A 23,961-nucleotide genomic window follows, 5' to 3' on the forward strand; every position below is an offset into this window, starting at 1 on the left:
GCGCGAAACGGTGAGAAAGAGCGCGCGGATTTAAGAACGGGCTCGAAAGCGGCCGGGTACATTTATGGCACTAGATTGCATCCGCAAATTACAGCATGCTGGCCACAGTCGGCAGGGAGAGGCTGAATTATGCTCGGGAAGATTGTGGGTGTGCTTTTGTTTTCTATGATCTGTTTTGAGTGTGCCAATGCGCAGGTATGTGGCAATTCGATAGCGACTCAAGAAATAAGAGTCGTAGGCTCGTGCAGTAACGGAAATCCCATGCTGGGTATAAAAAATAGTACTGCATCTGCGACGAACGTTAAGTATTGCGTAGAACAGCGCGCTCCCGGCTACGCCAGTAGAGACTTCAAGAACGTCTCGGTGGGCCCAGACGCGACCGTCCAACTCGGGTGCAAGGTCGAGAACGGCTATACCCAAAGATTCTCTGTTCATTGGGAAGGGTCCGTTTGTAACCCTCCGATCAATATTACCGACGCTGCCAGCGCGATCGAGATCGTTAACACTGGCGGCGGTCCTTATCTGCTTCGCAACCATCACCACTTTAAATCAGTTCAAGTCTTCTATTATGGTCTAAAGGGTAACTTAGAGAGTATCACTGTTCGACCTCATGACAGCGAAGTGGCGTACGGTCCTCACGCCGGTTCTCCGACTATCACTCAAATAGCTTACACGGTTCCATATCCGGATTCGGCATCTTGCGTGACGCCGTTAGATCAATATCCGTCTCCACTCCCAATCGCGACCTCACGCAAGCGGAGATAAAAGTCCACTAAACGGAATGGACTGATCATTTTCCAGTTCACTTCCACGTTGACTAGCGTTCGTTGGTTCACTGGTTCACCTATAGGGATATGGGTGAACCGAACCAGACGATGATGGGGCATAAATGCCCCCCATCGTATCGTCCGTGGTTCATGGAGTGGTTCAGGTGAACCAGCTTGATATCCAAGAGGTTTTTGCCTCTCTTGGTTCGGTTTTGGTTCGCCCCTTGGTTCGCTCAATTTGCACCTGGAAATCGTGCTGGCGGAAGCGGTGGCTGGTTCAGGGCTGAACCACGCGAATCCATGGCGTTAAGCTCCCGCTCGCCGGCCCCGGTCAACGTCCAACCGCTGCGCTCTGTGCGAATTAGCTTTTGTTGCTCCAGCTTTTGCGCGAGCCGGTACACGCGGCTGTCGCTCATCCCGAGCAGCTTGCCGACATCGCGGCGGCTTTTGCGCGGATGCTGATCGATGGCCTTCAGTAACGCATCCTCGTCCCGCTCGTTCGCCCGCTCACGCTCCACGATGCCGATATCCGAGACCGGTCGCGCAACGACGGTCGGAATGGCACGCCCCTTGGTGTCCCGTAGCTTAGGGTGCTGCACGGTCACCAACTCGAAATGGACCGGCTCGAACGAAGGGCCGCGGAACTTGCCGAGGGCTTCGAAGGCGATCACTTGGCCGTTCCGCCGCAGCGCCACGTTGCCGTCAACCTCATTTAGAAACGCCCCGCCGCCCTTTGGGATCAGGTCGTCATCGGCCGCGCGCTTGGTCGGATGCGCCAGAGCGAGCACGCACGGCCCGCCGGGCAGGTTCGTCATGGAGCGCAGCAATCGCGCATAGTTGCCCATCTGAACGTTATCGTTATCGTCGTCGCCCTCGAAATACGCGGCGACCGTGTCGACGATGACCAGGGTGGGTTGCAGTTTCTTCGCTGCCACCTCGGCTTCGATGTTCGCGACGTTCTCCGAAATCTTCACCACACCGTTGATGAAATGCACGTCCACGGTCTCCGGGTCGATTCCCATCTCTTGGGTCACGCCGAGCCACCGCGCCTGCACGTCCGTCGGGTTCTCGCCGGCCGCGTAAATCACCGTGCCCCTTTCCACTTCGATGTTCCCGATCGAACGTCCCGTCGCTACGTGTGCGGCGAGACGCATGGCCGCTGCGGTCTTGCCGCCCCCTGTCTTGGCGGTCATCGAGTAGCAAAACCGCCGCTGAAAGATCCGGTCGACGACATAATCAGGCGGCACAAAATCGCGGACGAATTGGCCCGACGACTGAATCAAGTTGGTGGGTGCGGGCTGTTTCGGGAAAGGGACGATCGTCACAGGCTGCAACTCCGCGAAGTTGGGGATGTAGATTTTTCCATATTTGGAATTCCAGGCGTCGACCTGCTCTTGTGTCGCCTGTCCGTTGAACGCCAGCCACTGCGCCTTCGCGGTGTCGGCGAGCGCGCGCTGTGTGACCACGGCGGCATCGATCTCTGCCCGGACGTGCTTCAACGATTTGGTGAATTTGATTGGCTTGGACGGTGCGTCCCACCAATCGGGGCGGTGCGGCCGTTCGGTGGGTGTCGGCCGATGTGCGCGCTTGCGCTTGGCAAAGTGCCGTGCCGATGGCGATCCGTTTTCGCGCTTGGCCGCCATCATCCGCGTGAGCGCGGCTTCACCAGCGGGCGATAGAACAATTTCAATCTCGTTCGTTAACATCGTCGGGGACTCCTTGCTTTGGAGCTCCGAAACCAAAATCTGATTGCAAAAAACGCGAAACGTGCTAGGTAAAGGCCGCCAAGCAATTTACCGAGACGTTCCGCGGCCCTGCGATCAATCTTGATCCGGGGCCGTTTCGTTATGTCGGCCAACCGGTCGGCGGCGGAAGCTGCTTGGGTGACCAAGGGAGCGGATGGCTCCGGCAGAACTCAAGCCAGTCGAGATTTTCGACCAGCTCCTTGCAGCGCGTCCGCCACGCCATCGGCTCGACAACGATTTCCTGACGATAGCGTTCGATGTGCTCTCGGAGCAGGGTATAGGCATGCTCACAGGCTTGGTTTAGCTCGGTCATAACGCACCGGTCACGGTTGACTCGTGTGCCGCCAGCCAGTCGGCCGCGGCAGCCTCACTGATGCGGGTGCATTTCCCGATCTTCACGACGCGCGGCCCTTTGCCTTCCGCGCACCGCCGGTAAAACGTGGCCCGGTGGATACGATACCGCCGGCAGAACTCCTCGACTGTCAGCATGGGAATTACTCCGTGTTGAACGCAAAAAATCCCGCCGCAGGCAATCAAGCCTTTGGCAGGTTCGTCGACAGTTCAATGATGCGCTCGATTCCCTTAATCGTCGCTTAACGTCTCAGGTCGTCGCAGTTTTGTACAGCTTTCGAAAGCCCCACATATCGAGGCGTCCGTGCTCGGGAGTGTCGACGTACTCGATCCGGACATCGCTCCTTTCGAGGTTTTCGGCCGTAGCGAGAGCCTCGGCGGCGGTTTCCTTCTCGATGATGAAGGCCTTTTTGTCGTAGTCGGTGTATCGGCATCCGATGGTATACGTCACATGATCCTCCTTGCGCGTGTTGGCGCTATGATCATTCACAACAGATCGCCGGCAGCCATTTACCAGGATAGGCCGCGATCGCGCGGATCTGGTTGGCCGGAACGCCAAGCCCCACAAGCGCAATCATGAGTTCGACACGGCTTCCGCCGCCAGCGAATTTCTCGACGGCGGTCTCGTAAATATCCAAGTCGGCAATAGTGCGCAGCGCAACGGCGCCAGGATAGCTCGCGCGGATCGTCTGAATCATGGTGATGCAAGCCCCTGTGTGATTCCCCGCAAGCATGGAACCACAAACGAGAGGCGGCGGCAACAGATATTTCGGATTAATGGAATTTGTCAACACTGCATGTTGACCGTCAACGAAGGCTGCTGCTTTTACTAGTGATCTTGACCAATCGGCTGTGTCGGGGCGTCCGCTCGCCGACAATATCCAGCGAATGGTCATACGACCGGATTTGCTTATTCTCTGATCCATGACCCAAGCAGAGAACCGAGCGGCCGCGAACGCCTGGCACGAGGAAAGGCGGCGCCAGCGCGACGCGGAAGCGCGGGTTAAAGCGGTCGAGGCTGAGTTGGTCGAATTGGATCGGCTTCGCAGCTACCTGATCAGGGAACGGACGGCTGGCTACACGCGTCGACTGATCGACGCGATCGGCGACTATGTCGAGCAGATCACCGGGGACCCGACCAGGCTGCACGCCAAGAACCACAGCATCGGATGAGTTAGGCCAGCGCGGGTGAACCGGCGGGCCCCACTGCGCCGACGTTTAAAGACGGCCCCGGCCGCGGAGGCTTTTGGGGGGCATGGGCCGGGGCCGCTGGAGGTGCTCGGACCTTGCGCAGGTCCGGCCCACTCATCCTAGGAAAATTCGGCAATCAGCTCTGTTCGCTTCCGCACCTTGGCTATACGGTTCCCGTCTGGGAACGGAGTAGCTGCAATGAAAGACATGCAGGCTCAGTTGGAAAAGCTCCGCACAGAGGCGGCCGAGTGCGCTCTCATCCGCGATCTGGCGACTGACCCGAAGAAACGAGAGCTTTTCACGAGGCTGGCCGATCACCTGACGGTTCTCGCGTCAGAAGTTGAACGCGCAATCGCGGACAGTGTGAAGCACACCGGATGAAGACAGGCTGGCGGCGGCCTTTCGAGGATCCGATCAGGATAGGCGATCGCACTTTGGCCACGCTCCGCGATGCTGGCGAGTACATCGCCGGGCTACCGAAGAAGGAGCACGATGCGCCGGAATGGCTGGCAGCGATGGAGGCTTTGCTCCTGGTGCTCGAGCGTGGCGGCCCGACGATTTTCGCCCGGATCGGCATCATGCGGGCGCTGAACCGACACTACGTCCCGGGGTTCAACCCCAAGGGAAAAGAGCCGCATTGGGGCGGGCGTAAGCTGAAGAGGGATCAATAAGAGGCCGCCTCAGTTGGCGGCCTTACAACGTCAGGATCAGCCAGACGATTAGGCCGGTGTTGATGGCGCCTACCGCGACAATGCCCGTCTGAATAAGTCGCTCGATCACGATGCACCCTCCACAATCTAGACGGGTAAGCATGCGTCCGGTTGGAATTGGCGTCTATGCAAATCGTGCCAAGACCGGGAAATTTCGGTAATATATAGTGGCGTGTTCCGCCCGTAAATACACCTCATGGTTGCTCAAGAATAAAGCAGGCCATCTTTCCGCGAAAAGGCGCCGGCCGCAGAGCAGCGCCTGCGGCCGCACGATCGCTCCAGTGGACTAACCCGCCAGCCTGAACCGCGTGATTTGTGACGCGGTCCAATGGGAAAAGCCGCAGCGTGGTTCCAGCCCCACTGCGGCCATCCCGGACAAAGTAGAAATCGGTACTTAAATCGCCGGTGTTCTTTCAATAAAGCACCCCGTTCCGAAAATGGATTCCGTGAAAATACCGGCTCGCCAAGCTCGAGATTGCAGTTAGAGCGCGAACATGGCACGGGCTTGCATTCCAGCCCCGATGCTCCCGGCTGCCGATCCAATTGCGGACTAGAGCGCCGGGAGTGCTAGGCCCGCCAGCAGTGACCCTTCATCGCCATCGCAGAGGTTACGCGCGACCGCCGGGCGGATAGGATCGAGAGAACATCCCCTCTCGCGTGATCCGATTGTACTGGAATGCGCAGCCATGGGCGCGAGCGAAAGCTTCGGCCTCCGCAATGGCGATAGCACCTGTCCCGCCGAATGCGCGTTCGACGTATCGCTCTCCGACTCTTAACCCTTGCTCCATCCCCAGGCCATCCAACCCTGCTGCGAGCCGGGTCAAAATCTCCTCGCGCGTCTCCATGGGAAAAGCTTGCAGCCGGGATGATGAACGGCGGCTGACTGAGCGCGGCTCCCGGAATATCGGCCGCAGGCGCCGTCTCTAGACAGCTCCCGCGGCCGGCACCGCGACGTTACGCACGATCGACGCGGCGCGCCGGGGTGCTAGCACAAAGGCCCGCCAGTGTGATCCGGCGGGTTCGAAAAACCTTTCCCTGGGGATAGGAACGTTGGTTGTGTATTGCCAAGTTTTCCCGGTGCCCTTCCCCAAGGGCACTCGCTAGCCCCAGCTCGCCCTGACCCCGCCAGGCATTTAAGGGGCGTAGCCCGTTATACGTGGCGATGCAGTCCCCAAAAGGCGATCAGCACAAGAGCCGCCGCCCCAATTCCCAGTAAAAGGAGAATGGCTTCCAGCATGACGAATCAAGCTCCGCCGTTGCTGAAAGATACACCTTTGCAAGCGTCTCTGGCACTGCCCTTGCTGATGCTTAGCTGCTGGGGATTTCACAGGCCCAGATTGAAACAGGGCGCCGCCGAGACGGCGTATTTCGGAGCTCCGGCGGCGTATCTTTTAGGGACTAGCGGCACAACCGCCGACGAGCATAGTGCGGAATTTTTTGATGATGGTCCGCTTACCCATAATCGTGGTCATCTCGCCCGCCGGGGAAAGGTCATACTGGGTTGCAGCGGTCGAGCCTGAGAAGGCGGCCGAAGCGGTCGCGCGGGTCGTCGGCGACGGGCACAACACGAGGCTCTTGCAGCACCGCCTGCGCGTGAAATCAGATGCGCTTCGACCAGGCGAAGTCCGCCGGCTCGGGTTCTGACCAGAATCCTACCCATTAAGGGTATTCATCTCCCTCAAAAGAGCCGCCGTCCGGGTTCCACCGTCGGCCTATTGATCTGGGCATCCACATTGGCGGAGTGAGATCGGGCGCTCTCGCTGCGGTCCATTGCAGGGGAGTCGTGCGGATGACCCGCTTCTTCTTCCACGCTCACGGCGGCATTTCCGTGTTCGATGACGTCGGGCTAGACCTTCCAGATATCGACGCAGCGCAAAAAGCGGCGATCGAATTGATCCGCCAAATTCTCAACGAGGAACCAGATGGACCGTTTTGGCAGGACCTTAACTGGCGCGTTGAGGTTACTGATAGCCCCGGAATCGGCGGCCAGACTTTCCTGATCGTTCAGTTTTTGATCACGCGCACAGCGATCAACCCTACCGCGGTAGCCGGCTGAAGTTCTGGATCAAGGGGTCGCCGCCCAAAGACGGACATCAAGTCCGCACGAGAGCATTCCGACGAGAACAAAGGCCGCAGGCGCCGCCTATGACAGCTCCTGCGGCCGGTGCCGCGACGTTCCGCACGATCGGCGCGGCACTCCAAGACGCTAACACATAGGCCCGCCAGCGCGAACCGGCGGGTCGCCAATTGCGTTGAACCGAATAGACGCGTCGGCCGACCAATCGATTGGTGTCCAGCGGATCGCCTTATAATGAGGTGCCCGATGTCAAAGGCAACAGAACTTGCCGACCGCGCCCGCGCGTTTGAAAAGCGCGCTGAGAGGGCGATCGATCGTTCCTCACGACAACACTATCGTGAGATGGCGGCTCACTACCGTGTACTTTCCATCGAGCATCTCGAAGCTGAACAGCTGCAAAAGCGCTCCCCGGCTGAATTCGCGCGGCAGGCGATGAGGAGCGGCCCGCCCTCGTTTTACAATGCCGATAGGCCGGCCTACATGCGCGCTATGGCGGCGGGCATAGTGCTCTGCGTCGCTTTTGTCGCGATCAGCTTTTCACTGCGACCGCAGCCGGCTGATGATCGCGTGCTGGTAAAGGCGGACCGCCTGGTGCGGACCGCCGGCGATCTGCCTAAGGCGAAATAAACGCGCCCCATGACCGTTATGAAATTGCGGCGCGCGCCCTTAATGGACTTCGATCTTGTCCAGAGGAAGGTGCAGCTCGGTTGCTCGTTCAGCCGTCACGCTGCGGACACCGCGTAGCAGCTCGGTTTCGAAGTCGCGAATGATCTCTTTGAGTGCGTCGGTCATCAAACCAGCCTGACCTTGGTAGCCATAGGCTTGCCGGTTCGCTCGTTGATTCCGATGTCAAATCCCACATGCGTGCCAACTTCGAGCCTGGTCGTGCCGCGCGGAAGCGCCGAAGCGTGGCAAAAAATGTCGTGCCCGTCGACGCGCAGGAATCCGAACCCGCGGTCGTCGTTCCAGTTCTTTACTTCGCCGATTTTTGTCATGATACCGACACCTGCATATAGCCAGTCTTGGCGGTGACTCTCACGACGACCCGGCCTTTGTCGGGGACGGGTCCTAAGGACGCTTGGCCGTTCGCGGGGACGGGGATCTGCTGTGCGGCGAAGCTTTGACCCATCGAATCAACAGCGAGTTCGCCGGTGTCGTTGCTTGACCTCGAATAGACTACGACACGCTCTCCTTGGAGCAGTTCGATGGAAACTGAGTCACCGGCATTGACGGTCTGCGGAACGTCCTGCCGGCGGCGAGTTAAGCTGCTTTCAAAATACTGCATGTTTCGGCCTTCACGGATTGCCCGGCTTTTTCCAAGGCTGGTTGATGCCGAGCGCTTGCTCAAGCGGCCCCGGCAGAGGCTGCTTAACCGGCGGTGCTTGGCGGGGATCGGTGGGCTGGACAACGCGGAAATCGCTAACCGGCTGCAATGCTTCGGTCACCTGCTTTGCCGCGGAGTCCGCGTCGAGTTTCTTGATCATTTGGAATGTCCTCTTTGTCAGGTTGACTGGTTACGCCGCGGCGAGTTCGGTTTCCCGCTCGACGTCAGCTTGGATGTGGCGTTGATCTGGAACGCTCTGGTTCAGGAAGTCGTTGAGCGCGTGCACATTCGGCAGCTCGGCGAGATCGCGCATAGCGTCGGCAGCCGCGGCCGTTGCGTTGGTCAGGAGCTGCACGGCGGCGCGTTCGCGCTCCAACTCGTCGAGCTTGCCGGGGTGGACAATGTTGATTGCCCGGGTGCGCGCCGCTTCGGCGATCTCGCGATCCGCGCCGACGAGTTCAGGCGCTTCGAGAAGCGTCTGCAAATAGAGCAGCGACATAGTCGGAACCAACGCCTTGAGTTCCTTCGCGGACTTCGGCAGGCGGTCACGAACCTGGCTGCGGAGCACCGCGCCGGCTGCGTCGGTCTTGTCGATCGCGGGCAGTTCGAGCTTGGCGCGCTTCTCGTCGATCCGCTCATTGAGCCGCGACGCGAACGCCTTGGCGCGGATCACTTTCCAAGAGATCGTTTTTGCCTCATCGCGGGCTTTCTTGGTTCTGCCCTGCGCGCTGAGATCCGTGTTGCCGCGGACTTTGGCGGTGGTCGCCATGAGGTCCCGATGCAGTTCGATGAGGCGGTCGAACGCGGTGCGCACAGTGACGTTCGGGATGCCTGCGGCCTGATCTTTGAGTATGGAAAAATAAGGTTCGTTCATTTGGGTGATGACCTATGTTGCGGATTTGCGTTTATGTTGATTGTCAACATCAAGCGGCGATGGGCTGACGACGCGCGACGATGCTGCGCTCCCAAGCGGCGAGTTCACCGAGACGCCAAAAGCGACGCTTTGCGATATAGAGCGGGCGAGGGAAGTCGGGATCGTCTTTCAGACGACGCTCAACCCACATATGGCTCACGTTGCCGTAACGGGCGCGGAGCTGCGACGTGGGGATCAGGGCGTTGGGATCGTCAGCGGACATCGTGACCTCATTTGTTGGTCACAAAATCGCACGATCCGTGATGGAATGCGCCGACAGCTATTTCTCGATTTAGCAGCAGTTAATTATCGTCAGGGCCGCCTTCGTAGTGACCAATTGGTCCGCGCTTGCGCGCCCGTCGCAACCACTCGGCTAAGCTATTCTCTTTAACTTCGAATTCGGCTGCAGCCTTCTCCAGTGCGGCAGCGCGAGACGCGCCTTCGCGCACGAGGATCCAATACCTGTTCGCTGCCGGCCAGTGCTTGTCGTACTTCCCGACCTGTAACCACTCGTCGCCCTTTAGAGGGTGCGGCACGATGATGTTTTGCGGGGGGCGTCCTGCGCGTCGCTTGCTCATGCCGGCTCCCTCTGAAAAGCGATCACGTTGCTCGCCGGTCGGTTGTTCACCAGATCGTCCACATATCGCGCCCAAGCGGTGAACGCCTGCGTCTTTTCGCGCAGGTACTTGTGTCTCGCGTAGACCCTGGCCACACCGCGGATGCTGCCTGACGAATGGTTGACGCAGGCCTCTGCGATCTCGATTGAGAACCCAAGCGCCTGTAGGCCGGAATAGAACGTCCGGCGGAGATCGTGCAGTGTCCAAGGCTCTATGGTGGCGTCCGGATCGGTCTTGCGCAGTTCCGCAAGCATCGCTTCGTCAAAGCGCTTCTTGGCCTTCGATAACCCGCTGATCGGCGTTTCGCCGGTCGTCGTAAAGAGAAGGCCCTTTCCTTTGATGGTGGGAAGGGATTTCAGCAGATCGGCGGCCTGCGGGCTCAGCGGGACGAGGTGTTCGCGCCCGTTTTTCGTTCGCTCTTTCGGGATTGTCCATAACGGCTCACACCATCGACCGCCATCGTCGAGCACGATCGGAGCGCCGCGAAGGTCCAGTTCTGACCGCGGCAGCTCGCGCAGCTCGTCGCGTCGTTGCCCGAGCAGGATCAAGGATTGGACGAGGCGTCCGAAAGGGTAGCCCTCCCGGTCGGCGACTTTCCAGGCAGCAACCAGTTCGGCGGCCGTCAGCTTGCGCTCGCGCTCGGTTTCATGGGCAAAAGCGTCAAGGGAGGCGACTGGCGAGGACTCGCGCATGTCGCGATCGACGCACCAATCGAAGAACGTCTTGAGATTGGTCAGTGTGCGGTTGGCTGTCACGCCGCGGCCGGAGTCGACAAGAGCGTCGAGCAGCGTGATCGCGTCGTGCTTGGCGATAGAGGCGAGCGTGCGGCCTGACCATTTGCCGAGCACGCCGTTCCCGGTCTTTTCCCATTCGCCCGGATTCTCGGGATCTGGCTTCAGGCCGAAATAGTGGGCCGTGAGCAGGCGAGTCGATTCCCGGAGCCCTTGGCGCTTGCGGCCTTTATACCGCTTCAGGAACTCGATCATGGCAGCGTCGATCGTGTCGTCGCGGACCGCCTCCCGCTTGGCCTCCGCCTTTTCCTGGCGGCGCACATGCGTCGGGTCGATCCCGCGCCGGACGTCCTCCGCGGCGGCCGTGGCCAACATACGGGCTTGGCCGGGCGTCAGGGGGTGACCGACTTGCGGTTGAGCCGGGGAGGGTGTGAGCGCCAGCGGCCCGAGGGTGAGCTTCTTGGGCGCGCGCTGGCCGACATCGTCGCGCTCGACCGGCGAGCGGAAGCGAAAGACCCAGGATTTGATGCCAGAGGGGTGCACCACCAGAAACAGGCCGGCGGCGCCGCCGTCGGATTTCTCGTAGCGCACCGCGCGCGGCTTAAGCTGCTCGATTGCGAGGCTGGATAGCGCCCTAGTCTTAGCCATGCCGTTACCCCAAGGTGCTGTGGGGTAACGTCTCGATGCCGTTAGCGGCTGTTACCCTGCGTTGATAACATGCGCTCTAAAACGTCAAAAATCAATGAAAAACAGCCGTTTGATGCGGGTAGGACGTTCAGTATCGTTATGCTCTGTTACGGTATCACCTTCGTCTGGGAGACTAGGGGTCGGAGGTTCAAATCCTCTCGCTCCGACCATTTTACCCCGTTGATCTTGCTATCGTTTTTGTGTTGCCCCGCGCTGGTCCGGGAGGACGATTTAGCGAACGAAAAGCGGCAAAACCCCGGAAATCGTCACATAGACCACCGGAGACTCCACCGGAGCGTCACTGTCCTGTTCGGTGACCGTTCTCCCGCGACGCTCACGACCCGCTCCGCCCACAAGCAACCTACCCCCAAGGGGCCTGCGCGCTCGCGCGCACCAAGACCACCCTGACAAACGAAAACCCCGCCGGGAGCAACCGACGGGGCTTCTGAAATTCCGAGAGCGAGGCACCACCCCCGCATCTCCACGCCATTCATCGTGGTCAAGCCAGTGAAAAGCAAAGTAAACATACAACGACGCGCGAATCCGCGCAAGAATCACAGACAATTTAGCCGCGCGCGCAAACGTCTTCGCGAGCTGGAGCGCGCAATCTCCGAGCGCCACGGCTGCGTGCCAGCAACGGATGATGCCGATCTGTACCTTTGGCCGGTCGCGAACTGTTTTCGCGTGATCGCAGCCGAACGCGGCAAATCTACGCTCGCTCACATCGTCGATGTCTTCAGTTTGTGGTGCGATCGGTTCGCACCCAGCGCAGGCGAACAGGAAATCTACGCTTTGGTCGAGGAGGCCTTAGCAAGACCTGCCAAGCTGATACCGGACGACATCGTCGGTGAGACCTTTCGCTTCTCCTACGAGGAACGTCTCCGTCAGAAAGCGACGACGATCGGCAGCTATGATGTTGACCGGGCCGGACGAAAGGAGCTCGCAAAGCTGCGCAAGCAGCAAAAGCAGCGCCTGGAGAAGCGGGAGAAGCGTCGGTCAAACGGCGCCGTTCCTCGAGCCCAGTATGAGGCCAATAGCCTCTCTCAAACGCAGCCCTGGCTGGCCGACGGCATCTGCCGGCGTACGTGGGAGCGGAGGCGTAAGAAGGCGGCCGCAGAGCAAGCTCTCGCGAGTGTCGCAAGTGCGTCGTTCCACCTTCTTCGGATAGATGAGCGACGGACTTGCGACAAGGGGGCATCGATGGGTGGAATCTATCAGACCGCCGAGCGCATCAAGCGCGATGGCGCCGAGTACCTAGTCGAAGACATTGGGGAGGGCGATGTCATCGTCCTGGATGGCGTCGGCTTGGTGCCGCCGCCTAGGTGGGCATCGAGCCTACCGCCGGGGTGAAGGGGATCCTGCCGCGAACAAAGTGCCTCCAGATGGCCTCAAGAAGTTTGCTGAGGCTTTTGCCGACTTCGTTCGGCGGGCTCGACGCGCGCCGATCTGGTCGTCATGGCGGGCGTCAAACGCTCGCTCGGAGACATTTCCCGCGGCCGTCTTGTCCCGAATGTCCCTGCGATGTCCCCGGTCGACTGTCCCTAAACTTGGTTCAATTTGGGTGCACCTATAGGGCGGACACACCTGTTTTACATAGCGCAGCTGTCCCCACTGGTATGTGCTCGACTCCGATCGTCGATCGCCGAGAGCTCAAGCGCGACGGCGCCCAGCATGTGATCGACCTCGGCGAAAGCGACATCATCGTTCCGGAGGCGACTACGCTGGAGCTACGCCGCCTTGGCACGCATCGAGCCCGCCGCCGGCATGAAAAGAGATCGCTAATAAGCAACACGCCGCCAGATGGGCTCAAAGAACTTGCCGGGGCATTCGCCTCGCTGATCAGGCGCGCACGCCGCGCGCCGATGACACGGCGCGAACGTGAACCGTCACACGGTTACGTGCGGCAGCATATGCACCTGCTGGCACCGGCGTCACAGGTCACCGGGCCATGGCGCGGGCATCGGCTATCGGTGACCTCCTTCGGAAGGACGGGATTGTCCTCGCCATTGTCACGCTGACCGCAATTCTGCTTTGAACGACCCGCCTCGATCTTGATGATGTCCCGCACCAACGGGGTGCGGATGAAGGGCAGCCGCACGCGATGAGCCAACTGGCTCGGTTGATGAAATGGCGAGCCTGTCATGCGAGGCCGCAAATTTTTTTAAATCGAAATCCGACCTTGGCGGGCCGTGGTGTGCCCTTTGTCCCTTTTGTCCCAATGTCCCCTCGATGTCCCTTGGCGAATGTCCCCCAAACTGCGTCCCCCTGCTTGTGCCCGCGACCTCTAGGCAAGACCCCACATAAAATTGAGATTTCCGCCGCGGCACCGGCCGTCCAGGAGCGAGCTGCTCAACGTGCCTCCGACACCGGGCCCACGATCAGAGCCTTCCAGGCGGCCGGCGCGCCCGCGACGGCCTGGCGATAGTCGCCAGTAGGCGGGAACCGGGATGGGGGTTGATCCTCGACGTCACCATCGAGGGTCTTGGCAAAACCCTTCCTGCGACGATCGCTGCGCGTGCCTCGGGCTCGTCGCTGGCGATCTGAACAAGCTCAATCGCGGGTACGCCGCCCTTGGCCAGCCCCACGAAACAAGCGCCGGCAGCCCTCTTTGATAGCTGTGCCTCGGTTTCACCTGTGCGGCAGCCAAGCGGCATATCGGCTATAGTTCCGGCAGTGGCGTAAAGAGTCAAAACCTAAGGGGAGGACAAGTTGGCCGAATAACCGAGAAGCGCATCGTCGGCAATGACATCCGATTCGGTCGGCTGCGCATAGCTACCCCACCGGGAAGGGTTCTCTGCAAAACCCACGAGGTGTGTGTCGCGCGGCCCCGGCCAGCTTGGGTGCATCCTTTTTCAGGCGGTTGATCGGCGCAGAGGCCGAGGTCAGTTTGGCTGAAGATTCTCGTGCACGTCCTAGATCACGCTCTCGAAGCCGCTACAGAAATCCGGATCGTACTTCTTACTGACTTCAGCAAGGTGCCCCTCGATCAGTACATTTGCGCAACGGGCTTGTTCGATCATCTTTAACCAAAGTTGATGCGCATACTTGTATCCGCGAAGGAAAGACGAGTCGGGCGGCCATTCCCGGAACGCGTCTAGGGATGCTCGCAAATAGCCAACAAGGTCTTCCACAGTCGTCACCATTTCCTTTCGACAGTGAGTATGAGCATGTCTGAACCGTTCGTAAGGGACCGCGTCGCGACACCTGCTCAGTAGTGCGTGATCAATCCAAATCTATAGGCGGGAGTCGTGGACGAATGCCGTTTCGAGAAAACATAATCATGGCGCCGAGAAGGAGGCTAGGATCTTACCAAGCGGACCTGCGGATGGCATGCTTCAATCGGGCGTCACTGTCCGTGATCGCTCAATTCAAATTTGTCGAACTGAACACGATTCTTGGTAACTGACAGAGGCGATGTGTTCGTTTGCATCCTTGGCAAGGGTAGTTGCTCGACTCACCTGCCGCATCTGCTCGCTCAGCTCATAGTACTTGTGCCGGCTTTCAAGGATGGCCCCACCTAGCTCGGCATGAAGCGCTCAAGGGGGAAGATGGCCGGTCGGGTGTACGGGTTTATATCGCGCCATGTAATCTCCTTTCAAAGTTCTTGAGGCGTTTGCGCCAAAATACCGACGACGCGCAAGACCCGGATCACCGGCTCCGCTCTCCCTTGCGCGTGTGGTCGTGCGGCGACGAAAGGATCATCGGGTGAGGCGTGGCTCCTTGTTGGCCAATCGTTCGAAGGCGAATCCACAGCTATCCAGTTCGCAAGCTAGACAACGCAAGAACCATTCGAAGATCCTCTCGAAATGCGGCGCAAACTTCAAGATTCTCATGACCATGCCGACAGCGAGCACGCCCATGAAGAGCCATAGGGGAGGTTTAAGATGGTCTTGGTAAAGCCGACGGCCCATGGCACTTTCCCGTGCCGCCGCGATTTGCACATGAAGCGTCGGTGATTCCACGCAATGCGAGCCCGCCAACGGCGCCAACCCCGAGCACGTAGATCCAACCTTCGTGGAAGTCCGTCAAGTGAGAGTTGAAGAGTGAACTTGTCATGTTCTGCACGACGACGACAAGACCAATCCAAGCAGCAGTATCTCTTCTCATAAAAAGCTTCATATGTGTAAGCCACATACTGTAGAGCAGGACAATCCCTAGGACTCCCCACTGAATGGCGACGTAAAGCGTCTGATTGTGCGGATTGCTGACGACTTCAGCATCCAGGCTGCTTTGTTCAGATGCCGCATGTTCGAACTGACGCTTGATCGAGCCCGTGCCATGGCCGAACAAAGGCGATTCAATGAAGGACGCGATGGATTTTCGCCAGTAGGTCAAGCGGCGGGCGGTAGAAGCTTGATTCAAATCTTGTTGTTCGTTTTTGTATTCGACGGAGACGTTGATGATCCGCTGGCGCAGATAGGGCGACGTTGTCCATGCGATCGCGCCCATTACAAGTGCGGCTGCAAGCAGAAGCAGGGAGGCGTTCCGGCTCAGATAGCGCCATGCAAATAGGCCCAACAAAACGGGCGTGCAGATAAGTGCAGTGCGGGCGGTGGCAACGTAAATCATGTTCGTGACGAAGAACAAAATCAACGCAATGCAAGCGGCGGCGGCAGCCAAACGGTGAGCGCGCCAGAAGTTCAGCGCAGGAAGCGCGAGCGCAAATGCGCACAAGGTAAATTCTTGGCTTTGGTCAATGTAGTTTTTGACTGGGACGCCTTCTGACGCTGTGGCAGCAAGCTTCCAACTTGGGTCAAACAACGTTGCCCAAGAGAGCGCCGCAAGGAGCGCGCAAGAAATTAGGAAGGCCACAGCTACCCAAGAGGCCCGTTCCGATCGTGAGAAATGATAGAGAAGTGGTGGAATGATAATTAGTTTTGCAATTGGCTTAATGGCGTGTAGCCGGTCTGCCCATTCTGCGTCGGCCCAGAAGACACCAAGCAGACTGAGGAGAAGGAACGCAAACGGTAATGCAAAAGCTGGCTTAGTCAGGCAGCGGAAGTAGTCAGGCCAGCTGATTGTCGGCGTAACAACGAGCAACCACAGGCCGACCAAGATTGCAGTTGTAGTCGTCGACCATGGAAGAGACGCCGCGATCAACGCGGCGAAGAAATCGGCAAGCGCTGAGAATATTCTGGAGGCCCGGTCGGACTGCAATCGGTCCAGCCATCGTGGTCCTTCGGAAGGGCCTGATTGCGAAAAGGGCTTGCTGGTCATCTAGTCTTACGCCGTCGCTAGGCAACTTAGTTATCACTATGTTCTAAGCTGAAAATTGATGTGTATTGTCGCTTAACAATCTCGTTTGTCGCGGTTTGCAACACACGGTCCCGGCTTGCCTGCCCCAACTTCGTGATCAATAGAGGGTCGTGAACGAACTTCTTGATAGCTGCCTTGAGTTCTTCAACCGAGTCGGGCTGGACGATAAAGCCCTCTATCCCATCGCGCACGAAATCTTCGCAACCGGGAACACACGTGACAACTGTCGGCACGCCGCTCGCCGCTGCCTCAAGCAGCGCGCGAGGAAGTCCTTCCCCCCCACGGGTGGGAAAGATCCCGACGTGGTGCTCGCGCCAGATCCGGGGTACATCGTCCACATATCCGCGATAGCGCACGCCAGGATGGTTGTTGATCCATTCGTCAATAGTGGATTCCTTGACGGGGAGCGGGTTCGCTGGATCGGGGCTGCCATAAATATCCAACGATATCTCATAGCCTTCCTCGACTAGGGACGAGACGGCATCGGCGGCAAGGTCTGTTCCTTTCGACCAAACCAAGCGCCCGACGGTCGCAAGCCGCAGTGGTGGAGTTTGTGGCTTTGATTCCGGACGAAACTCATCTGGATCAACCCCGGCTCCCATCAGGTTGAGATGGCGAAGTCTCGCTGTAGGAAGAATGCCGATTCGGGTGGCGTCTGATTGATTCTCGAAAATGAACCAAACTTTAGAAGAGCGGTTGGCGCACCTCATGAGCAGGTAGAAGATGGCTCGGAACAGTCGAGACTTTTGATCCCTCGCGATATCCGTTGTTCCGAGCCCAGTTACAACGAAGACGTACCGTTTCGCGCTTAGCAGTGGGAATGCAATGGTAAGTGCGATGATCGAACGGATCGAGTAGCCCACGACGATATCGGGTTTAACGTGGCGCAAGATCGCAACAATCGCCAAGACCTTTCTCGCGAAGGCCCAGGAAGGGTTTTTCCTTTGCATCTGGGGCGTCTCAAGAACGTCCATTGATCCCTTGTAGCGGCTACGCACCCGATTGTCAGGCGTCGTTGGGAGCAGCGCAAATATTCTGGCTTGGTCGGCCGCAGCGGCCTCTATAGCTGGGATAAAGTGCCGGAAGAAGAAGGACGTGTCGTTGGCGAGAAATGCTATTCGTCTTGTCCGGCTTGAGGCCGGCTTCTCAAGTTGTACTCTCGGAGTCACGGCGCAAATTCCACTCATTTCTACGTACGATTGAAGTCAGGGTTACGGTCATCATCGATAGGGCGCTTCACAGCCAATCGGTAGTAGAGTTCGCGATAACTTTCGTAGCATTGTTCAAGTGAGAAGTTCTCCATAATGAACTTGCGTCCATTGCGCGCGCACAACGACTTTTCACGCGCGTCGAGACGTCCTAGCTTTATGATGGCCTCACTCAGCGCCGTGCTGTCTTGGGGCGGAACGACTTCATGAGCACCCTGTATCAGCGCGCCGTCGCCTGATGTACTAGCTGCAACAAGGGTACCGCTTGCTAAAGCCTCGCCGACAACGTTGGGGAAGCCTTCGTTGGAGCGAGACGATGACACCATTACGTCCAGCGCTGGATAGACCATCTCGATATCGAGCCGAGGGCCCATGAAATGAATGTGATCTGAAGCCCCGCTGTTTCGGCAAAGCGACTGAAGCTCAATGTTTCCTTCGATTTCGTCTCCGACTAATAGAAGGCATGCCTGCGGGATCGACCTCCTGACTTTCCCGAAGGCGACGATGAGAGTTTCAAAGTCCTTCATTCGCGCATAGCGGGCGATGCGGCCAACAAGGAAGGCGTCCGGCGCTAGAGCGAGTTGCGCGCGAAGTGTGGCTCCAGCGTCTGATCGAGGCCTAAAGCGATCGCAGTTTACCCCGTTATGAATTACCGCGTATTGGTCAGGGGAGTAGCCTCGCGCCATGTGGGTGAGCGCAGAATCAAATGAATTATAGACGATCAGATCGGAGGAGCTTGAAATCCACGCGCCGAAACTAATGATCGCTCGCGTCAATCGACGATCAAGAGTTGGATCGTCGATAGATTGTCGAATTGACCAAACTAGCGGGCATTTGAAATAATTGAGGCGCCGCAAGACCGCGGTGGCGACGTTTGCGTGATACATCCAAGCATGAACAACATCAGGTTTGGCCTGAGCGATGGCGGACGCAAGTCGGCGTAGTGCAAGAAGGCCGGCCGCCCCTCTCTCACCGGAAAGTTCGATAACTTGCGCTCCAACTTGTTCTAACCTCGGTCGAAGCGGTCCGCCGGACAAGACTGATACGACAATATGCTTAAGCTTGTTATTCTTATTGTGGCTCTCTTCGATCAGTGAACAAAGGCTCGCCTCAGCACCACCGAATCCAAGGCCAGTAATGACGTGCACAATGCGCACTAAGCCCCCCAAGACTTAGCGATCAGAACTCTGACAGTTCCTAGTTGAAGATTGGAGTTGCTCTTGCCCCTGCGTGTAGAATGGAATAACCGGTCCTGGGGTAAATTGCAACTATGGATCGTTTGATTTCAAAGGGGGCGGACAAATCGGTTTGGACCGCTGAAAGTGTCGAGACCTTCTGGACGGCTTGTTACGCTCGTGACTTGGAGGCGTCTCGCTGGCCATCTCGCGCGGCTAAGTTGATCGCTGACCTGCTGGTCCGTCGATTCCCGGTGAGCGCGCGCGTGCTCCTGGTTGGCGACCGCGATTCTGCGCTCGCGGAAGCGTTGTTGAAAGTTGGATATTCCGTAGCGCGAGCTGACATTGGCGGTTGGGTCAGATCGGCTGCCGGAGCCAAGTTGCCTGATAAGTGGTTAGGGTCGATTCCAAGCGTCGCCGAGCCTCTTTTTGATGTCGTTGTGTCCGTTGGACTCGCCGAATGTCTTCTTGAGGAAGAAGTTGAGCCGTTCCTGGAGATGCTGCGCCTAGCCGTAGTCCCCGGTGGTCACGTTGTGGTGGCAGTGCAGAATGATGAGCGGCTCGAGCAGAACGAAGTCGCGTGTCCGAAGACGGGCATAATCTTTCATTGTGGCCAACGAGTTCGATCCTTCGATCGGGTATCGCTCTGTGATTTCCTTGCCTGGGCAGGTCTTAAGACGGTTGCGACTCTTGAGGTGGAGCTCGAAGAATGCGCGCTCGTGCATCATACTAAAGTTGATCCCGAGTTTGCCAAGGCCGCTTATGCCCATATCGGCGCTGGGACAACCCTTTTCGCAATCGCGCAGCTCGCGTTGATTCCTCATCGGGATGCTGTCGCCCTCAGAAGGGTAAATGAGTGGCTCGAAAGGCGTCGCAATTTGGCGGCCGTACCCGAACCGGCAATGGAGAGTTGGAAGTGGAGTGATACGAGCGTCGCGAACTTCTGGTCGCGGATTGCCGGTACAGCCCTTGACGATTTGAGCTTTGGTAAGGTGTTGGGGCGGGTGCTCCTGCGCGGGATTGAGCCGTGGCTCGTACCGGGCGGACGTCACCTCGATATAGGGGCTGGGGCAGGCCACATGGCCGAAATCCTGGCTGAATCAAATTATGCAGTTGCGACACTCGAGCCCGCGCAGGAGCGCGCTCGACAACTCAAGGCTAGGCTCGCTCATTTCCCTGCCTATCTCGGCCATATCGATCGGTTGGATCAAAACCACAATAGTAGCTTTGATGCGATAGTTGCCTGTGAGGTGATCGAGCATGTGCTTGAGGAAAGCCTGCCAAGGTTTTTTGCCTCTCTTGCCGCAGCCCTAAAACCAGGAGGGCGCGTTATTTTCTCGGTCCCCAATTCGGAGGATCTTGATCGAGCGATAGTCTACTCTCCTTTCGGGGATCTGCTCTTTCATCGATGGCAACATATGCGCCGCTTCTCCTCGTCGGAACTTGATTCGTTCCTACGAAAGCATGGATTTGAGGTGGATGTCCTTTATGAGGTGGATCTTGCCGGAGCGGAGCACGGGCGCTCTCCTGAGCTGGAGGAGATACTCGGTTCCTCGCGACATTATGCGGGGTCCAATGCACGCAATCTAATTGCGGTTGCTCACAGGGCTGGCGACGCGATTGTTTCGCCGCGTGTTCTGTCGGATTTTGAACGTCGGATCGCGACACCGCCTCAGGCTGCCCGATCATTTACTTCCGCGATGCGCGTGTCCGGAAAGCGCTTTTACGAGACGCTTGAACTCGCCGCGGATGATGCGAGGCACGTTGAAATGAACTCCTTCCATCTACAGTTATCTCCCCGTTTTGCGCTGGGAGATGACCAGGAGTGCTCCGATAGATCAATGCTGAGACTGTTCGAGGATGGCAGAGAACTGGGGCCAGCACATTCTGCTCATGTCGACGTGGCCCGACTGGGTGAGGGCCGGTTCTCGCATTGGGGGCGTGACTTGCTGTTCTCGAGCTCGGACGGCCAGGACCCGCGCCACAACGGCCGACGCTATGTGGCGATCGCAGAAGCCGTGCCGGTGCGGACGGCGAATTTGGACGAGCGTTTAGGGGCGGGGGACGCCTCGATGCTGGTCTGGGAACTGCGGCCCGATGCGATCCAGATCGTGGAAGGCCAGCGTTGCCGGATCGCGCTGCCGCGGACCTTTGCCGCGGGAGATGACGAGCATCAACCGTCCCGCTCGACGCTGGAGCTATTCGAAGACGGCGTATCGCTTGGCCCCGCCCACGCATTGCACAAGGAGATCGCTACGCTGGGTGAGGGCCGGTTCTCGCATTGGGGGCGTGACTTGCTGTTCTCAAGCTCGGACGGCCAGGACCCGCGCCACAACGGCCGACGCTATGTGGCGATCGCAGCAGCCGTGCCGGTGCGGACGGCGAATTTGGACGAGCGTTTAGGGGCGGGGGACGCCTCGATGCTGGTCTGGGAACTGCGGCCCGATGCGATCCAGATCGTGGAAGGCCAGCGTTGCCGGATCGCGCTGCCGCGGACCTTTGCCGCGGGAGATGACGAGCATCAACCGTCCCGCTCGACGCTGGAGCTATTCGAAGACGGCGTATCGCTTGGCCCCGCCCACGCATTGCACGAGGAGATCGCTACGCTGGGTGAAGGCCGGTTCTCGCATTGGGGGCGTGACTTGCTGTTCTCAAGCTCGGACGGCCAGGACCCGCGCCACAACGGCCGACGCTATGTGGCGATCGCAGCAGCCGTGCCGGTGCGGACGGCGAATTTGGACGAGCGTTTAGGGGCGGGGGACGCCTCGATGCTGGTCTGGGAACTGCGGCCCGATGCGATCCAGATCGTGGAAGGCCAGCGTTGCCGGATCGCGCTGCCGCGGACCTTTGCCGCGGGAGATGACGAGCATCAACCGTCCCGCTCGACGCTGGAGCTATTCGAAGACGGCGTATCGCTTGGCCCCGCCCACGCATTGCACGAGGAGATCGCTACGCTGGGTGAAGGCCGGTTCTCGCATTGGGGGCGTGACTTGCTGTTCTCGAGCTCGGACGGCCAGGACCCGCGCCACAACGGCCGACGCTATGTGGCGATCGCAGAAGCCGTGCCGGTGCGGACGGCGAATTTGGACGAGCGTTTAGGGGCGGGGGACGCCTCGATGCTGGTCTGGGAACTGCGGCCCGATGCGATCCAGATCGTGGAAGGCCAGCGTTGCCGGATCGCGCTGCCGCGGACCTTTGCCGCGGGAGATGACGAGCATCAACCGTCCCGCTCGACGCTGGAGCTATTCGAAGACGGCGTATCGCTTGGCCCCGCCCACGCATTGCACGAGGAGATCGCTACGCTGGGTGAGGGCCGGTTCTCGCATTGGGGGCGTGACTTGCTGTTCTCAAGCTCGGACGGCCAGGACCCGCGCCACAACGGCCGACGCTATGTGGCGATCGCAGAAGCCGTGCCGGTGCGGACGGCGAATTTGGACGAGCGTTTAGGGGCGGGGGACGCCTCGATGCTGGTCTGGGAACTGCGGCCCGATGCGATCCAGATCGTGGAAGGCCAGCGTTGCCGGATCGCGCTGCCGCGGACCTTTGCCGCGGGAGATGACGAGCATCAACCGTCCCGCTCGACGCTGGAGCTATTCGAAGACGGCGTATCGCTTGGCCCCGCCCACGCATTGCACGAGGAGATCGCTACGCTGGGTGAGGGCCGGTTCTCGCATTGGGGGCGTGACTTGCTGTTCTCAAGCTCGGACGGCCAGGACCCGCGCCACAACGGCCGACGCTATGTGGCGATCGCAGCACTTCCCTCGAAAGGTTCGAGGTTGGGACGCTTTGCCCGGGTGGCAGTCTTTTCGACTGCGAGCGCTGTCCTGCCAACAGCGCGGACCATTTTGCCTCGCTCGATGAAAGCTCGCTTGTCAAGGCACGCTCTAGCGATGGAAAGCGCTCTTGCGCGCAGCGACAAGCCCTTGTTCGACAGCCGGCATTGCTTGCTATCGAGCTTTCAGCCCGCATTCCTTCAATCGGCATTCAAGAACGGTCCAATTGTCCTCTGCAACAATGCGCTCGCGTGGGGCGGCGTCGAACGACAGGTCGTAAATACGCTGCGTGGTCTGGCCGAGCGGCAGGGCCGCGCCCCCCATTTGCTATGCGTACGCCTCGGCTACAGCTCCGACTATGATTTCTACAAGTCGTCACTTGCGGATTTCCCGGGTGAGATCCGGAATGTCATCGATCTGAAGCAGTCGCGTAGCCATCTTACACGGATGTGCCCCGGGCTTGAGCGCCGGATCCGAGAAACGATCGCATGGCTTCCCGTCGACGTGCAGGAGGAGATCCTCATGTTCGCTGGTGACTTTGCCCAACTCAAGCCATCGGTTGTGCACGTTTGGCAGGATGCGCTTTCGATTTCCGCGGGGTTCGCGGCTCGTATGGTCGGCGTGCCGCGAATAATCGTGTCCAGTCGCAATATGGCGGCGAAGCGCTTTGCCTACCATCGTCCATACATGGCTGATGGCTACCGGGAGCTTGCCCGGTGTGCAGAGATCGTCATGCTCAACAACAGCGAGGCGGGCGCTCGCGATTATGCCCAGTGGCTCGGCCTGCCGGTCCATCGATACCGGATCATTCGGAACGGCATTGACGCGACGGAGATATGTTTACCGCCAGAAGAGACGGTGCGCGAGTTTAAGTCGAGCGTCGGCCTGGCGGAAGGTCGCCCTGTCATCGGATCGATTTTTCGCTTCTATCCCGAGAAGAGGCCGCTTCTATGGATCGAGACGGCCGGCCGCATCGCGGCCCAGCGGCCCGATTACCAATTTGTGGTGTTTGGCACTGGTCCCATGAAGGACGAAGTCTTTGCTTACGCTCGGGAGAAGGGCTTCGCTGACAGGCTGCACTTGCCTGGCACTGTCGCGAATGCAGCGCTCGGGCTTGCAGTCATGGACTTGTTCCTGCTGACGTCCGAGTTCGAGGGCACGCCGAACGTAGTGCTTGAAGCCAGCCTTGTCGGCGTGCCAGTGGTTGCCGCCGATGCGGGAGGCACGCGCGAGACGATCGACGAGGGCGTCACTGGGTTTGTAGCCAGTTCCGCCGACCCTGATGATCTTGCAGCCAAAGCGGTGCGGGCGCTGGCGGATCGGGCTTGGTGCTGCCGGGTCCGCGACGCTGGCCCGAGGTTTGTCCTCGAGCGGTTCGGAATGGAGCGAATGCTCGCTGAAACGCTCGACGTTTATAGTATCAACAAGGGCTAGTT

The 23,961-nt window shown here is 59.0% G+C and carries 22 protein-coding genes; 7 read left to right on the plus strand and 15 right to left on the minus strand.

Annotated features, from left to right (window positions below; all coding sequences use genetic code 11):
• Positions 1–1,000: 1,000 nt before the first annotated feature.
• The 4 genes from AB5K84_RS21145 to AB5K84_RS21160 all read right to left on the minus strand — a co-directional run bounded on the left by AB5K84_RS21145 (position 1,001) and on the right by AB5K84_RS21160 (position 3,759).
• On the minus strand, positions 1,001–2,473 hold the full coding sequence (locus tag AB5K84_RS21145; protein WP_441232603.1) for an AAA family ATPase: 1,473 nt from the start codon (positions 2,471–2,473) through the stop codon (positions 1,001–1,003).
• Between the two features lie 348 nt (positions 2,474–2,821).
• Complete coding sequence (locus AB5K84_RS21150; protein WP_441232604.1) at positions 2,822–3,001, minus strand: helix-turn-helix transcriptional regulator; 180 nt, start codon at positions 2,999–3,001, stop codon at positions 2,822–2,824.
• 112 nt (positions 3,002–3,113) lie between these two features.
• Entirely contained in the window at positions 3,114–3,314 is a 201-nt protein-coding gene (locus AB5K84_RS21155) for a hypothetical protein (protein WP_441232605.1), read from the minus strand.
• A 31-nt stretch (positions 3,315–3,345) separates the two neighbouring features.
• Positions 3,346–3,759, minus strand: coding sequence for a hypothetical protein (locus AB5K84_RS21160; protein WP_441232606.1), 414 nt, complete (start codon positions 3,757–3,759; stop codon positions 3,346–3,348).
• Between the two features lie 28 nt (positions 3,760–3,787).
• Between AB5K84_RS21160 and AB5K84_RS21165 the strand changes: the two genes are divergently transcribed.
• From AB5K84_RS21165 to AB5K84_RS21185, 5 genes are all read left to right on the plus strand, one after another.
• Entirely contained in the window at positions 3,788–4,036 is a 249-nt protein-coding gene (locus tag AB5K84_RS21165; RefSeq protein ID WP_441232607.1) for a hypothetical protein, read from the plus strand.
• A gap of 216 nt (positions 4,037–4,252) precedes the next feature.
• Positions 4,253–4,435: a hypothetical protein gene (locus AB5K84_RS21170; protein ID WP_441232608.1), complete on the plus strand. Its 183-nt coding sequence runs from the start codon at positions 4,253–4,255 to the stop codon at positions 4,433–4,435.
• The gene (locus AB5K84_RS21175) at positions 4,432–4,725 is read left to right on the plus strand and encodes a hypothetical protein (protein WP_441232609.1); all 294 of its coding nucleotides are present in this window, start codon (positions 4,432–4,434) and stop codon (positions 4,723–4,725) included. The genes AB5K84_RS21170 and AB5K84_RS21175 overlap by 4 nt, the downstream gene beginning before the upstream one ends.
• A gap of 1,828 nt (positions 4,726–6,553) precedes the next feature.
• Complete coding sequence (locus AB5K84_RS21180; protein WP_441232610.1) at positions 6,554–6,820, plus strand: DUF6894 family protein; 267 nt, start codon at positions 6,554–6,556, stop codon at positions 6,818–6,820.
• A 267-nt stretch (positions 6,821–7,087) separates the two neighbouring features.
• Positions 7,088–7,468 carry a hypothetical protein gene (locus tag AB5K84_RS21185; RefSeq protein WP_441232611.1) on the plus strand — a complete coding sequence of 127 codons (381 nt, stop codon included), beginning with the start codon at positions 7,088–7,090 and terminating at the stop codon, positions 7,466–7,468.
• Between the two features lie 39 nt (positions 7,469–7,507).
• On the opposite strand, the gene AB5K84_RS21190 is transcribed toward AB5K84_RS21185, so the two are convergent.
• From AB5K84_RS21190 to AB5K84_RS21225, 8 genes are all read right to left on the minus strand, one after another.
• The gene (locus AB5K84_RS21190; RefSeq protein ID WP_441232612.1) at positions 7,508–7,633 is read right to left on the minus strand and encodes a hypothetical protein; all 126 of its coding nucleotides are present in this window, start codon (positions 7,631–7,633) and stop codon (positions 7,508–7,510) included.
• Positions 7,633–7,836, minus strand: coding sequence for a cold-shock protein (locus AB5K84_RS21195; RefSeq protein ID WP_441232613.1), 204 nt, complete (start codon positions 7,834–7,836; stop codon positions 7,633–7,635). The genes AB5K84_RS21190 and AB5K84_RS21195 overlap by 1 nt, the downstream gene beginning before the upstream one ends.
• Complete coding sequence (locus AB5K84_RS21200) at positions 7,833–8,126, minus strand: hypothetical protein (protein ID WP_441232614.1); 294 nt, start codon at positions 8,124–8,126, stop codon at positions 7,833–7,835. The genes AB5K84_RS21195 and AB5K84_RS21200 overlap by 4 nt, the downstream gene beginning before the upstream one ends.
• 10 nt (positions 8,127–8,136) lie before the next feature.
• The gene (locus tag AB5K84_RS21205) at positions 8,137–8,325 is read right to left on the minus strand and encodes a hypothetical protein (protein ID WP_441232615.1); all 189 of its coding nucleotides are present in this window, start codon (positions 8,323–8,325) and stop codon (positions 8,137–8,139) included.
• Between the two features lie 30 nt (positions 8,326–8,355).
• Positions 8,356–9,039 (minus strand): hypothetical protein, encoded by a 684-nt coding sequence (locus tag AB5K84_RS21210; RefSeq protein WP_441232616.1) that lies wholly within the window; start codon positions 9,037–9,039, stop codon positions 8,356–8,358.
• Positions 9,040–9,088: 49 nt separating this feature from the next.
• Entirely contained in the window at positions 9,089–9,301 is a 213-nt protein-coding gene (locus tag AB5K84_RS21215; protein WP_441232617.1) for a helix-turn-helix transcriptional regulator, read from the minus strand.
• 79 nt (positions 9,302–9,380) lie between these two features.
• On the minus strand, positions 9,381–9,656 hold the full coding sequence (locus AB5K84_RS21220; protein WP_441232618.1) for a hypothetical protein: 276 nt from the start codon (positions 9,654–9,656) through the stop codon (positions 9,381–9,383).
• Positions 9,653–11,074, minus strand: coding sequence for a tyrosine-type recombinase/integrase (locus tag AB5K84_RS21225; RefSeq protein ID WP_441232619.1), 1,422 nt, complete (start codon positions 11,072–11,074; stop codon positions 9,653–9,655). Before AB5K84_RS21225 ends, AB5K84_RS21220 begins: the two co-directional genes overlap by 4 nt.
• Before the next feature lie 546 nt (positions 11,075–11,620).
• On the opposite strand from AB5K84_RS21225, the gene AB5K84_RS21230 reads away from it, so the two are divergent.
• On the plus strand, positions 11,621–12,463 hold the full coding sequence (locus tag AB5K84_RS21230; protein ID WP_441232620.1) for a hypothetical protein: 843 nt from the start codon (positions 11,621–11,623) through the stop codon (positions 12,461–12,463).
• Between the two features lie 2,529 nt (positions 12,464–14,992).
• On the opposite strand, the gene AB5K84_RS21235 is transcribed toward AB5K84_RS21230, so the two are convergent.
• The 3 genes from AB5K84_RS21235 to AB5K84_RS21245 form a co-directional block, all read right to left on the minus strand.
• The gene (locus AB5K84_RS21235) at positions 14,993–16,330 is read right to left on the minus strand and encodes an O-antigen ligase family protein (RefSeq protein WP_441232621.1); all 1,338 of its coding nucleotides are present in this window, start codon (positions 16,328–16,330) and stop codon (positions 14,993–14,995) included.
• A gap of 26 nt (positions 16,331–16,356) precedes the next feature.
• Positions 16,357–17,343, minus strand: coding sequence for a glycosyltransferase (locus tag AB5K84_RS21240; RefSeq protein WP_441232622.1), 987 nt, complete (start codon positions 17,341–17,343; stop codon positions 16,357–16,359).
• A gap of 215 nt (positions 17,344–17,558) precedes the next feature.
• The gene (locus AB5K84_RS21245) at positions 17,559–18,734 is read right to left on the minus strand and encodes a glycosyltransferase (RefSeq protein ID WP_441232623.1); all 1,176 of its coding nucleotides are present in this window, start codon (positions 18,732–18,734) and stop codon (positions 17,559–17,561) included.
• A 239-nt stretch (positions 18,735–18,973) separates the two neighbouring features.
• On the opposite strand from AB5K84_RS21245, the gene AB5K84_RS21250 reads away from it, so the two are divergent.
• Positions 18,974–23,959, plus strand: coding sequence for a glycosyltransferase (locus AB5K84_RS21250; RefSeq protein ID WP_441232624.1), 4,986 nt, complete (start codon positions 18,974–18,976; stop codon positions 23,957–23,959).
• Positions 23,960–23,961: the final 2 nt, after the last annotated feature.

Source organism: Bradyrhizobium sp. 1200_D9_N1_1 (genome assembly GCF_052075915.1).
Classification (GTDB): domain Bacteria; phylum Pseudomonadota; class Alphaproteobacteria; order Rhizobiales; family Xanthobacteraceae; genus Bradyrhizobium; species Bradyrhizobium diazoefficiens.

Excerpts from the sequence above, each read along its gene's own strand:
- AB5K84_RS21145 (WP_441232603.1), bottom strand. The coding sequence starts at position 2,473 with ATGTTAACGAACGAGATTGAAATTGTTCTATCGCCCGCTGGTGAAGCC.
- AB5K84_RS21150 (WP_441232604.1), bottom strand. The coding sequence starts at position 3,001 with ATGCTGACAGTCGAGGAGTTCTGCCGGCGGTATCGTATCCACCGGGCC.
- AB5K84_RS21160 (WP_441232606.1), bottom strand. The coding sequence starts at position 3,759 with ATGACCATTCGCTGGATATTGTCGGCGAGCGGACGCCCCGACACAGCC.
- AB5K84_RS21165 (WP_441232607.1), top strand. The coding sequence starts at position 3,788 with ATGACCCAAGCAGAGAACCGAGCGGCCGCGAACGCCTGGCACGAGGAA.
- AB5K84_RS21170 (WP_441232608.1), top strand. The coding sequence starts at position 4,253 with ATGAAAGACATGCAGGCTCAGTTGGAAAAGCTCCGCACAGAGGCGGCC.
- AB5K84_RS21175 (WP_441232609.1), top strand. The coding sequence starts at position 4,432 with ATGAAGACAGGCTGGCGGCGGCCTTTCGAGGATCCGATCAGGATAGGC.
- AB5K84_RS21180 (WP_441232610.1), top strand. The coding sequence starts at position 6,554 with ATGACCCGCTTCTTCTTCCACGCTCACGGCGGCATTTCCGTGTTCGAT.
- AB5K84_RS21185 (WP_441232611.1), top strand. The coding sequence starts at position 7,088 with ATGTCAAAGGCAACAGAACTTGCCGACCGCGCCCGCGCGTTTGAAAAG.
- AB5K84_RS21190 (WP_441232612.1), bottom strand. The coding sequence starts at position 7,633 with ATGACCGACGCACTCAAAGAGATCATTCGCGACTTCGAAACCGAGCTG.
- AB5K84_RS21195 (WP_441232613.1), bottom strand. The coding sequence starts at position 7,836 with ATGACAAAAATCGGCGAAGTAAAGAACTGGAACGACGACCGCGGGTTC.
- AB5K84_RS21200 (WP_441232614.1), bottom strand. The coding sequence starts at position 8,126 with ATGCAGTATTTTGAAAGCAGCTTAACTCGCCGCCGGCAGGACGTTCCG.
- AB5K84_RS21205 (WP_441232615.1), bottom strand. The coding sequence starts at position 8,325 with ATGATCAAGAAACTCGACGCGGACTCCGCGGCAAAGCAGGTGACCGAA.
- AB5K84_RS21210 (WP_441232616.1), bottom strand. The coding sequence starts at position 9,039 with ATGAACGAACCTTATTTTTCCATACTCAAAGATCAGGCCGCAGGCATC.
- AB5K84_RS21215 (WP_441232617.1), bottom strand. The coding sequence starts at position 9,301 with ATGTCCGCTGACGATCCCAACGCCCTGATCCCCACGTCGCAGCTCCGC.
- AB5K84_RS21220 (WP_441232618.1), bottom strand. The coding sequence starts at position 9,656 with ATGAGCAAGCGACGCGCAGGACGCCCCCCGCAAAACATCATCGTGCCG.
- AB5K84_RS21225 (WP_441232619.1), bottom strand. The coding sequence starts at position 11,074 with ATGGCTAAGACTAGGGCGCTATCCAGCCTCGCAATCGAGCAGCTTAAG.
- AB5K84_RS21235 (WP_441232621.1), bottom strand. The coding sequence starts at position 16,330 with ATGACCAGCAAGCCCTTTTCGCAATCAGGCCCTTCCGAAGGACCACGA.
- AB5K84_RS21240 (WP_441232622.1), bottom strand. The coding sequence starts at position 17,343 with ATGGACGTTCTTGAGACGCCCCAGATGCAAAGGAAAAACCCTTCCTGG.